This is a genomic window from Streptosporangium minutum (assembly GCF_002149035.1).
Lineage (GTDB): Bacteria > Actinomycetota > Actinomycetes > Streptosporangiales > Streptosporangiaceae > Streptosporangium > Streptosporangium minutum.
The window spans coordinates 1-10,348 of record NZ_NGFP01000303.1 but is presented as its reverse complement, the minus strand read 5'-3'; the positions used below and the strand labels follow the sequence as shown (position 1 = coordinate 10,348).

At 72.4% G+C, this 10,348-nt stretch carries 10 protein-coding genes; 8 read left to right on the top strand and 2 right to left on the bottom strand.

Annotation, left to right across the window (positions count from 1 at the left end; translation table 11 throughout):
• Positions 1 to 221: 221 nt before the first annotated feature.
• The 7 genes from CA984_RS38915 (at position 222) to CA984_RS38885 (ending at position 7,816) form a co-directional block, all read left to right on the top strand.
• Positions 222 to 1,385 carry an ABC transporter substrate-binding protein gene (locus CA984_RS38915; protein WP_086578388.1) on the top strand — a complete coding sequence of 388 codons (1,164 nt, stop codon included), beginning with the start codon at positions 222 to 224 and terminating at the stop codon, positions 1,383 to 1,385.
• A gap of 32 nt (positions 1,386 to 1,417) precedes the next feature.
• Entirely contained in the window at positions 1,418 to 2,302 is an 885-nt protein-coding gene (locus CA984_RS38910; RefSeq protein ID WP_086578387.1) for an ABC transporter permease, read from the top strand.
• On the top strand, positions 2,290 to 3,147 hold the full coding sequence (locus CA984_RS38905) for an ABC transporter permease (RefSeq protein ID WP_086578386.1): 858 nt from the start codon (positions 2,290 to 2,292) through the stop codon (positions 3,145 to 3,147). Before CA984_RS38910 ends, CA984_RS38905 begins: the two co-directional genes overlap by 13 nt.
• Complete coding sequence (locus CA984_RS38900) at positions 3,144 to 4,226, top strand: ABC transporter ATP-binding protein (RefSeq protein WP_086578385.1); 1,083 nt, start codon at positions 3,144 to 3,146, stop codon at positions 4,224 to 4,226. Before CA984_RS38905 ends, CA984_RS38900 begins: the two co-directional genes overlap by 4 nt.
• A complete protein-coding gene (locus tag CA984_RS38895; protein WP_086578384.1) occupies positions 4,216 to 4,962 on the top strand; it encodes an HAD family hydrolase in 747 nt (248 codons plus the stop codon). The genes CA984_RS38900 and CA984_RS38895 overlap by 11 nt, the downstream gene beginning before the upstream one ends.
• Before the next feature lie 32 nt (positions 4,963 to 4,994).
• Positions 4,995 to 6,782 (top strand): serine/threonine-protein kinase, encoded by a 1,788-nt coding sequence (locus tag CA984_RS38890; protein WP_242676416.1) that lies wholly within the window; start codon positions 4,995 to 4,997, stop codon positions 6,780 to 6,782.
• Positions 6,783 to 6,856: 74 nt separating this feature from the next.
• Complete coding sequence (locus CA984_RS38885) at positions 6,857 to 7,816, top strand: quinone oxidoreductase family protein (protein ID WP_086578382.1); 960 nt, start codon at positions 6,857 to 6,859, stop codon at positions 7,814 to 7,816.
• Between the two features lie 201 nt (positions 7,817 to 8,017).
• Here the strand turns inward: CA984_RS38885 and CA984_RS38880 are convergent, their stop codons facing one another.
• Positions 8,018 to 8,605 (bottom strand): helix-turn-helix domain-containing protein, encoded by a 588-nt coding sequence (locus tag CA984_RS38880; RefSeq protein ID WP_086578381.1) that lies wholly within the window; start codon positions 8,603 to 8,605, stop codon positions 8,018 to 8,020.
• A gap of 67 nt (positions 8,606 to 8,672) precedes the next feature.
• On the opposite strand from CA984_RS38880, the gene CA984_RS38875 reads away from it, so the two are divergent.
• Complete coding sequence (locus CA984_RS38875) at positions 8,673 to 9,911, top strand: MFS transporter (RefSeq protein WP_242676415.1); 1,239 nt, start codon at positions 8,673 to 8,675, stop codon at positions 9,909 to 9,911.
• A 16-nt stretch (positions 9,912 to 9,927) separates the two neighbouring features.
• Here the strand turns inward: CA984_RS38875 and CA984_RS38870 are convergent.
• Positions 9,928 to 10,348, bottom strand: a 421-nt coding sequence (locus tag CA984_RS38870; protein ID WP_165781580.1) for a PucR family transcriptional regulator, incomplete at its 5' end; no start/stop codon positions are given.

Below are 10,348 nucleotides of genomic sequence, written 5' to 3'. Positions count from 1 at the left end.
GCGCCCAGCCAGGATCTCCCTCGCTGCGCGCACCGGGCGGCCATCCCACCTTCACCCTAAACAAGGATGAATCGCCCATGAAGTCCCAGCTCTCGCATTCTCCCGACGTACTTCGGGCGTTCATCGGACGGAAACCGATTGCCGACTTACTAGGTCTAGCTTGTTTGTACAAGTTCGCCTACTTTCATTGCATATTGCGCGACACCCCCTTGGGAGACAACGTGATCGCATCCCGAGTCCGCTCCGCAGGCCTGGCCGCGCTTCTCCTCGCAGGCGCCACGGCATGCGGAGCGGCCCCGACCACCGCCGCGCCGTCCGCCTCCGGCGGCGGCTCCGCGGCCGGTGTGGACGCCCGGACCGCCGCCTCCGCGGCCGACTTCGGCGGGCTGGACAAGCTCGTCGAGGCCGCGAAGAAGGAAGGCAGGCTCCACGTCATCGCCCTGCCGCCCGACTGGGCCAACTACGGAAAGATCATCGAAGCCTTCAAGGCGAAGTACGGCATCGAGATCGAGAGCGAGACCCCCGACGCCGCCAGCGCCGACGAGATCAACGCGGTGAAGACCCGCAAGGGCCAGGACCGCGCCCCCGACGTGCTCGACGTCGGCCAGTCCTTCGCCATCAGCGGCGCCGCCGAGGGCCTGTTCGCGCCCTACAAGGTCCAGACGTGGGACAAGATCCCCGCCAACCAGAAAGAGCCGAGCGGCCTCTGGTTCAACGACTACGGCGGCTACGTCTCGATCGGCTGCGACGCCAAGAAGATCGCCAAATGCCCGGAGACCTTCGCCGACCTGCTCAGACCCGAATACAAGGGCAAGGTCGCGCTGAACGGCAACCCGACCAAGTCCGGCTCGGCGTTCGCCGGCGTGTACGCGGCGGCCCTGGCCAACGGCGGCTCCTTCGACGACATCCAGCCCGGCCTGCAGTTCTTCAAGAAGCTGAAGGACACCGGCAACTTCAACCCGGTGGAGACCACTCCGGCCACCATCGAGAAGGGCGAGACCCAGATCAGCATCGACTGGGACTACAACAACGCCGCCTACGCCCCCAAGATGGCCGAGAAGGGCCTCGACTGGAAGACGGTCATCCCGACCGACGGCAAATACTTCCAGCTCTACGCGCAGGCGATCAACAAGGACGCCCCGCACCCGGCCGCCGCCCGCCTCTGGCAGGAGTTCCTCTACAGCACCGAGGGCCAGAACCTCTACCTCGGCGGCTTCGCCCGCCCGGTGCTGCTGCCCGCCATGAAGGCCGACGGCTCGGTCGACAAGGACGCGGAGGCCAACCTGCCCCCCGTCGAGGGCGAGCCCGCCTTCCCGACCGAGGCCCAGGTCAACAAGGCCAAGGAAGTCCTGGCCGGCGGCTGGGGCGCCGCCGTCTCCGGCTGACCGATGACGACGACCGATTCCCCGGCCGAGCGATGACGGCGACCGACGCCGGTACGGCCGCCCGGCGCGGCGGCCGTACCCGCTCCACGGGGTGGCTCGCCGCCCTGCCCCTGCTGGCCTTCGTGGCGCTGGCGTTCGGGATCCCCGCGGTCGCGCTGCTGCTCGGCGCGTTCACCGTCAGGGACCCGCAGAGCGGGCTCTCCTCCTTCAGCGCCGCCAACGTGGCCGAGAGCCTGCGGGGCAACTACCTCGCCACCCTCCTCAGCAGCGTGCGGCTGTCGGCGCTGGTCGCGGTGCTCGGCGCGGTCCTGGGCACCTTCCTGGCCCAGGCCGTGGTCACCTCCCGGTTCCGGGCGCTGCGCGAGGCGGTGCTGACCGCCTCGGGAGTGCTGGCCAACTTCGGCGGCGTGCCGCTGGCGTTCGTCTGGATCGCCACGCTGGGCAACTCCGGCGTGGTCACCAAGACCTTCGGGCTGGGCGAGTCCGGCTGGAGCCTGTACACCTTCTGGGGCCTGGTGATGGTCTACATGTACTTCTCGGCGCCACTGATGGTGCTGGTCATGACCCCGGCCCTGGACGGCCTGCGCCCGCAGTGGCGGGAGGCGGCGCAGAACAGCGGCGCCACCGCCTGGCAGTTCTGGCGGCACGTCGGCATCCCGGTGCTGGCCCCCGCACTGCTCGGCGGCGTCGTGCTGCTGTTCGGCGGCGCGTTCGCCGCCTACGCCACCGCCCAGGCGATGGTCGGCAGCACGGTCCCGCTGGTCACCCTGCAGATCGCGGACGCGCTCACCGGCGACGTGCTGATCGGCCACGAGAACATCGCGCTCGCCCTCAGCCTCGACATGATCGTCATCGCGATCCTGGTGATGGCGGTCTACCTGCCGCTGCAGAGGAGGAGCTCCCGATGGCTGCGATAGCCACCGTGCCCGAGGTCGCCCCCGGCCCGGCCGCCTCCCGTCCCCGCCCGCGGCGGGTGCGCGTCTGGCGGGGGATCGTGCTGGGCGTCGCGGCGCTCTACTTCCTCGTCCCGATGGCCGTCTCCTTCTGGTTCACCGTCCACACCGAGGGGAAGGGCCTCTCGCTCGGCGCCTACACACGGATCCTGTCCGCGCCCGGCTTCGTCCCCAGCCTGCTGCTCTCCCTGGGGCTGGCCGCCGCCACGATCGTGACGGTGCTGCTGCTGACGCTCCCCGCGATGCTCGCCGTACGGCTCGGCGCACCGCGGCTGCGGCCCGCGCTGGAGCTGATCGCCACGCTCCCACTGGTCGTTCCGCCGATCACCTATGTGGTCGGCATCGGCACGGCGCTGCGCGGCGGCACCGAGGCGCTGGCCGCCACGCCGTTCTGGGCCACGCTGATCGCGGTCCAGGACGAGAGGTTCCCGGTCGTGCTCGTTCTGGCCTACGTGGTGCTGACGCTGCCGTTCGCCTACCGGTCGCTGGACGCCGGACTGCGGGTGATCGACGTGCGGACCCTGGTGGAGGCGGCGCGGAACCTGGGCGCCTCGTGGCCGCACGTGCTGCTGCGGGTGATCGTCCCCAACATCCGCTCCGCCATCGCCAGCGCCTCCTTCCTCACCCTCGCGCTGGTGCTCGGCGAATACACCGTCGCGGCCCTGCTCGGCTACCAGACGTTCCCCGTCTGGATCGTGACCGTCTCCGGCAACGACGGGCAGCTGTCGGTGGCCCTGTCGATTATCAGCCTGCTGCTCATCTGGCTGCTGTTGCTCACCCTCTCGGGTGCGGGAAGGAAACGTCGATGACCGTCGAGCTCCGGGGGCTGCGCCGCACGTTCGGCCGCACGGTCGCCCTGGACGGCCTGGACCTCACCGTCGAACAGGGCGAGCTGATGGCGCTGCTCGGGCCGTCGGGCTGCGGCAAGACGACGGCCCTGCGCTGCGTGGCCGGCTTCGAGCACCCCGACTCCGGGGCGGTGCTGGTGGACGGCGAGGACATCACCCGGGTGCCCGCCAACCGCCGGGACGCGGGCATGGTCTTCCAGTCCTACAGCCTGTTCCCCAACCTCAACGCCCGCGACAACGTGGCCTTCGGGCTCCGGGTCCGCAAGGTGCCCACCGCCCGGCGGCACGCGCGGGCGGCGGAACTGCTGGAGCTGGTCGGTCTCCCCGCGCACGCCGAGCGCTATCCGCACGAGCTCTCCGGGGGCCAGCAGCAGCGCGTCGCGCTGGCCAGGGCACTGGCCCTGGAGCCCCGCGTGCTGCTGCTGGACGAACCGCTGTCCGCGCTGGACGCCAAGGTCCGCGTCACGCTGCGGGAGGAGATCCGGCGGCTCCAGCTCGACCTCGGCATCACCACGATCTTCGTGACCCACGACCAGGAGGAGGCGCTGTCGGTCGCCGACCGGGTCGCGGTGCTCCGCGACGGGCGGCTGGAGCAGTGCGGGCCCCCCGCCGACGTCTACGACCGGCCGGCCACGCCGTTCGTGGCCGAGTTCGTCGGCACGATGAACCACATCCCCGGCCGCCTGTCCGGGGACGAGGTCACGGTCCTGGGCCAGCTGCTCAAGGTGGACGGCCCGTTGCCCGCCTCCCCCGACGTGGACGTGCTGGTCCGGCCCGAGGCCGTGCTCGTCACGCCCGATCCGGAGGGCCGGGCGCTGGTCGTGGCGTCGTCGTTCCGCGGTTCGTCGGCGCGGCTGCGGGTGCGGCTGGGCGAGCTGGAGGTCCTCAGCGACGTCCCCGGCCACGACGCGGCACGGCTGGCCCCCGGCACCCGGGTGGCCTTCGGCCTTGTGCGACGGCCCGTCCTGGTCGCCGAGCGCGCCACGGCCGGCGGCGGCCGTACCCCCGCCGAGCTGGAGGATCCCGCCGGTGTCGGCTGAGCTGCGCGCCGTCCTGTTCGACATGGACGGCACCCTCGTGGACACCGAGGGGCTGTGGTGGGAGGCGTGCGCGGCGGTGGCGGCGGAGCTCGGCCTGGAGCTGGCCGGGGCCGACGCCGCCCACGTGCTCGGCCGGCCCGTCGAGCACGCCGCCGCCCACCTCCTGCGGCGGAGCCGCGCGCGGCGGGACCGGGCCTCCACGGACGGGACGACCGCCCACCCCGGCCGGGCGCTCCCCGGCGATTCCCCCACGCGACCGGACGAGGCGTCCGCCGAGGCCGTCGGCGCGCGGCTCACCGAGGCCTTCGCCGAGCGGATCGCGGGCGGGGTGACCCCGCTGCCCGGCGCGATCCGGCTGCTGGACGACCTGGGCGCGGCGGGTGTGCCGGTGGCCCTGGTCAGCGCCTCACCCCGGCGGATCGTGGACATGGTGCTCCGCACGGTCGGGGCGGAACGGTTCCGTCTGGTCGTGGCCGCCGAGGACACGGCGCGCGGCAAACCGCTGCCCGACCCCTACCTGAAGGCCGCCGCGGCGCTGGGCGTGGACCCCGCCGAGTGCGTGGCCGTGGAGGACAGCCCCACCGGTCTCGCCGCCGCCCGCGCCGCGGGATGCCGGGTGATCGCGGTGCCGGGCGACGTGCCGGTGCCGTACGGCGTGCCGGCGGTGGACAGCCTGGAGAAAGTGGATCTGGCACTGTTGCGGCTGCTGACAGCCGGGAAGATCTGGATAAGCTGAGCCACTTCATGTGACGGTATATGCGGTTAGGTATGACGGTGAACAACCTCACTCCGGGTGATCCCATACAGATCGGGCGATACCGCTTGCTCAGCCGGCTGGGCCGAGGCGGGATGGGCACCGTCTACCTCGGCGAGTCCCCCGAGGGGCAACGGGTCGCCATCAAGGTGATCAACTCGGAGTACAGCCAGCACGAGCAGTTCAGGATGCGTTTCCGCCGGGAGGCCGACGCGGCCCAGCGGGTCCGCCGGTTCTGCACCGCCGCGGTGATCGAGGCCGCGCTGGACGGCGACCAGCTCTACGTCGTCACCGAATACGTGTCCGGCCCGAACCTGGAGGAGGCCGTCCACTCGGGGGGACCGCTCCGCGGTTCCAGCCTCGACGCGCTGGCGGTCGGCGTGGCGACCGCGCTCACCGCCATCCACGGCGCCGGGGTCGTGCACCGCGACCTCAAACCGTCCAACGTGCTGCTCTCCTCGGTCGGCCCCCGCGTGATCGACTTCGGCATCGCCCGCGCGCTGGACACCCTCAGCGGGATCACCGGAACCGGCGAGATCATCGGCACGCCCCGCTACATGGCGCCCGAGGTGCTGCGCGGCGAGCCGGTCTCCCCCGCGTGCGACGTGTTCTCCTGGGGCTGCCTGGTGGCCTTCGCCTCAAGCGGTCACGCGCCGTTCGGCGGGGAGGCGCTGCCCGCGGTGCTCTACCAGGTGCTGAACACCGAACCCTCCCTGGAGGGCATGGATCCCGCGCTGCGCGAGCTGGTGACCTACGCGATCGCCAAGGACCCCCGGAACCGGCCCACCTCCCAGCAGGTGCTCGACCACCTCGTCGGCCGCTCCGCCGCTCCCGAGCAGACCGCCCACTCGGTCCAGACGGCCTGGCAGCAGAGCCCGCCCACGATTCAGGGGACCGCCCAGTGGGCGGGAGCCGTACCGCCGGGGCAGCACGGCGGCCCCGGGCACAACGGCCCCGCCCACGGCGGTCCCGGACACGGCGGTCCCGCCCACGGCGGTCCCGGCCACACCGTCGCGACCGTGCCCGTCGGACAGCCCGCGCGGAGGAAGAAGCTGATCGCCGGAGCGGCGGTGGCGGCCCTGGTCGCGGTGGGGGGCGGGGCCGGCCTCTATCTCGCGCTCACCTCCGGCGGCCCGCCGGAGAACCTCGCCCTGCTCTACCAGAACGACTTCACCCAGAGCGGGAGCGGCTGGAGCGGCGGCACCTACGACGGCGAGAACGACCACGGCTACGCCCCCGAGGGCTACTACGCCCTTGACGTGGACGGCGACGACTCCGTGCTGCGGGAGAAGGCGCCCGTCCCCTTCGCGACCGCTCCGCCGTCCACCCCCGACCCCACGGCCAGCCCCACGCCGGTCCTGCCCGCCCGCCTGCTGATCGGCGTCGACGTCGGGGTCCGCGACGGCAGCAGCGGCCGGGGCGAGTACGGCCTGTTCTGCCGGGGTGAGGACACCAACGAGGCGACCCGCTACGAGTTCCTGCTCGACACCACGGGCAACGCCCGCCTCCGCAAGAGCGTGAAGAGCGCCGGGGGCGAGCTCACCAAGGCCTTCAAGGTCGACCTGCCCAAGGGGCAGCCCGTCCGCCTCCAGGCCGAGTGCTCGGGCGGCCCGCAGGGCGTGCAGCTCACCATGTGGGTCAACGGCGAGAAGGTCCAGAGCTTCCTGGACGCCAGCCCGCTGCCTCCCGGCGAGATCGGCCTGATCGCCCGGGTCGGCGAGAACAGCGAGGCCATGCTCAGGACCTCCTTCGACAACTTCACCATGCACGGCACTCTGGAGAACGGGGCCTCCGCGCCCTGAACGGGAACAACGAGTGATCGAGGCGGGGTTGGGGAGGATCGAAGCACTCGAATGAGCTAAAGGAGTCCAGCACGATGCGCGCCATTGTCGTCTCCGCCACCGGCGGTCCCGAGGTTCTCACCTACACCGACCACCCGGATCCCGAGCTGAACCCGGGCGACGTGCTGGTCGACATCGCGGCCGCCGGCGTGAACTTCATCGACGTCTACCAGCGGATGGGACACTATCCGCTGTCGCTGCCCTTCGTGCCCGGCAACGAGGGCGCGGGCACCGTCGCCGCGGTCGGCGAGGACGTGCGGGATCTCTCCGTGGGCGACACCGTGGCCTGGGCCGGAGTGATGGGCAGCTATGCGGAGAGGACCGTGGTGCCCGCCTCCCGCCTGCTCGCCGTGCCCGACGGTGTCACGGCGGACGTGGCGGCGGCCGTGATGCTCCAGGGGATGACCGCGCACTACCTGACCCACTCCACCTACGAGGTGAAACCCGGTGACGACGTGCTGGTGCACGCCGCGGCCGGGGGCATGGGACTGCTGCTCACCCAGATCGCCAAGCTGCGCGGCGCCCGGGTGATCGGCACGGTCTCCACCGAGGAGAAGGAGGAACTGGCCCGTCAGGCGGGCGCCGACGAGGTGCTCCGCTACGGCGGCTTCTCCGAGGCGGTCCGCGAGCTGACCGGCTCCGGCGTGCACGTCGTCTACGACGGCGTGGGCGCGGCCACCTTCGACGGCGGCATCGCCTCGCTGCGCCCGCGCGGCATGATGGCCCTGTACGGCCAGGCCAGCGGCCCGGTCGCGCCCGTCGACCCGCAGATCCTCCACCAGCACGGCTCCCTCTTCCTGACCCGCCCCACCCTCGCCCACTACGTCGCCGCCCGCGACGAGCTGGTCTGGCGGGCCTCCGACGTCTTCGGGTGGGTGGCGTCGGGACAGCTCCAGGTGCACATCTCCCGCCGCTATCCCCTCGCCGAGGCCGCCCAGGCCCACGAGGACCTGGAGGCCCGCCGGACCACGGGCAAGATCCTGCTCATCCCCTGACCCCGGGCCCGCGCCGGACGCGCCTGCGCCCTCTCGGCAGCCCGAACCCGAGTACGGCCGCCGCCCGTCACGGCGGCGGCCGTACCTGCTTCCCGCCGGGAACCCCTTCCCCGGACCTGTTGCCGCCCGGCCCCTCCTCACAGCGCCCGTTCCCGGGCCGGGCGGGTCATCGCGGCCCCGGCCGTTCCCGGGCCCGGTAGGTCAATCCGGTTTCTCCCGCTCCCCGAGCCCGACGGGGAAGGCGTCGAAGTGGACGATGACGCGCGCGGTGTCCGGAGCTTCCTCGTCCCGTTCCCGGACCCTGTCGTAGCAGGCGTCCAGGACCTGGGTGACGTCGCGCACGAGGTCGGCGAGCTCTTCCCTGGTCAGGCGCAACGCCACGCGGGAGTTGACGCCGGCCGTGATCCACGGCCGCGGGGAGGTCCGTGACTCCTCCAGCCACCGGGCGAGCTCGGCGCCGCGCTGGCGGACCATTTCCGCGAGGAGGAACTCGGCGGCCTCCGCGGTCTCGGGGTCGCGGCGGAACCGGTCGCCGTCGAGGGAGAAGCCCCGGGTGCGCCACCAGCGCTCCTTGCCCTTGCCGCGCTCGGGCATGTCCTCGATGAACCCGTGCCGTTCAAGCTGGCGCAGGTGGTAGCTCGTGACTCCGGTGTTCTCTCCGATCCGGGCCGCGAGCTGGGTCGCGGTCGCCGGGCCGTGCTGCTCCAGCAGCTCCAGGAGCCGGAGCCGGACAGGGTGGGAGAGCCCCTTGAGTGCCGAGGCTCCGAGATTGCGGGTCTTGTCATCCATCACGTGCAGCCATATCTTTGCAAAGGAATATTTGCACACTTTCCTTTACACAATATCGGAGGTCCACGTGATCGGACGGTCATTCCGCTGGCTGTGGACGGCCTCCGGCCTGTCGAACGTCGGCGACGGCATCGCGGTCCTCGGCGTGTCCCTGATCGCGGTGACCCTGACCAGGTCGCCGTTCCTGGTCTCCCTGGCCGGCGCGGCGGCGACGCTGCCCTGGCTGCTGCTCGCGCTGCACGCCGGCGCGATCGTCGACCGGCACGACCGGCGACGGATCATGGTCATGGCGAGCTGGGGCCGGGCCGGCGTGCTCGCGGCGCTGGCCACGGCGGCCTGGCTGGGGGCGCTCAGCCTGCCGGTGCTGCTCGCCGGAGCCCTCCTGATCGGCGTCGCCGAGGTCTTCTCCGACACCTCCGCGCAGTCCGTGCTGCCGATGGCCGTCCCGCGCGACCGCCTCGACAGCGCCAACGGGCAGCTCATCGCCGTGCAGACGGTCGGCAACAACTTCCTCGGCGGCCCGCTGGCCGGACTCCTGATCCTGATCGGCCCGGCCGCGGTCCTCGGCGTGCCCGCCCTGCTCTACGCCGTGGCGGGGCTGGCCCTGTGCGGCATGCGCGGCCGTTTCCAGGTCGAGGCCCCGTCGACGCGCTCCCTGCGCACCGACATCGCCGACGGCCTGCGCTACCTGCGCGACCATCGTGTCCTGCGCGCCCTGGCCGCCTTCGCGGGCGTGCTCAACTTCGCCAACGCGGCCTACTTCGCGGTCTTCGTGCTGTGGGTCGTCGGCGACGGGTCGCGGGTGGGACTGCCCGCCGCCGGCTACGGCGTCCTCACGGCGGCGCTGGCCGCCGGGGCGGTGACGGGCTCCCTGCTGGCCGGGTGGCTGGCCCGCCGCGCGGGCCAGGTCAGGACCCTGCTCGTCGCCGACCTGGTCAACAGTCTCCTGCTGCTGGTGCCCGTGCTGATCCCCACCCCGGTGGCGATCGGCGTCACCGCCGCGTTCCTCGGCGCGACCAACGCCGTCTCCAACGTCATCCTGGTGTCGCTGAGGCAGCGGCTCATCCCCGAAGACCTCCTCGGCCGGGTCAACGCGAGCTACCGCCTGATCGGCATGGGCACCACCCCCCTCGGCGCGGCGGCCGGCGGGCTCCTCGGCACCTACGCCGGCCTGCCCGCCGTATTCTGCGCCGCCTCCGCGGTGTGCGTCATCGCGGTCCTCCTCGTCTCCCGCGCCGTCTCCACCCGCTCCGTGGCCGCCGCGGAGGAGGCGTCCGACCGGCCCTCGGCCCTCCACCCGGCATGACCGGGCCGGCGGACGATCAGCGCAGCGGATGAGCCGGCCAGTCCAGCAGCCGGGCGCCCAGCACCGCGGTCTCCAGCGTGAACCGCTGGGTGGGGTCGTCGGGCGAGAACCCGGTGAGGCGGCGGATCCGCTCCAGCCGGTAGGTCACCGCCCGGGTGCTGACACCGAGCCTGCGCGCGGCGGCGGTCTGGTTGCCCTGGGAGGCGAAGACGGCCTCCAGCGTGCCGAGCAGCGGCTCCGGACCGCCCCTCGCGTCCAGCAGCGGGCTGAGCACGGTTGTCACCAGGTCCTCGATGGCGGCCCTGTCCCGCAGGAGCACCGGGAAGACCAGCAGGTCCGAGGCCTTGAGCACGGAGGCCCGCAGGCCCAGCCGGTCACCGAGCTCGATGGCGTTGGCGGCCTCCCGGTAGGAGGTGACCACCCCGCCCGGCCCCCGG

Coding starts and splice junctions, on each gene's coding strand:
- CA984_RS38905 (WP_086578386.1), top strand. CDS start 2,290: ATGGCTGCGATAGCCACCGTGCCCGAGGTCGCCCCCGGCCCGGCCGCC.
- CA984_RS38890 (WP_242676416.1), top strand. CDS start 4,995: ATGACGGTGAACAACCTCACTCCGGGTGATCCCATACAGATCGGGCGA.
- CA984_RS38910 (WP_086578387.1), top strand. CDS start 1,418: ATGACGGCGACCGACGCCGGTACGGCCGCCCGGCGCGGCGGCCGTACC.
- CA984_RS38885 (WP_086578382.1), top strand. CDS start 6,857: ATGCGCGCCATTGTCGTCTCCGCCACCGGCGGTCCCGAGGTTCTCACC.
- CA984_RS38880 (WP_086578381.1), bottom strand. CDS start 8,605: ATGGATGACAAGACCCGCAATCTCGGAGCCTCGGCACTCAAGGGGCTC.
- CA984_RS38900 (WP_086578385.1), top strand. CDS start 3,144: ATGACCGTCGAGCTCCGGGGGCTGCGCCGCACGTTCGGCCGCACGGTC.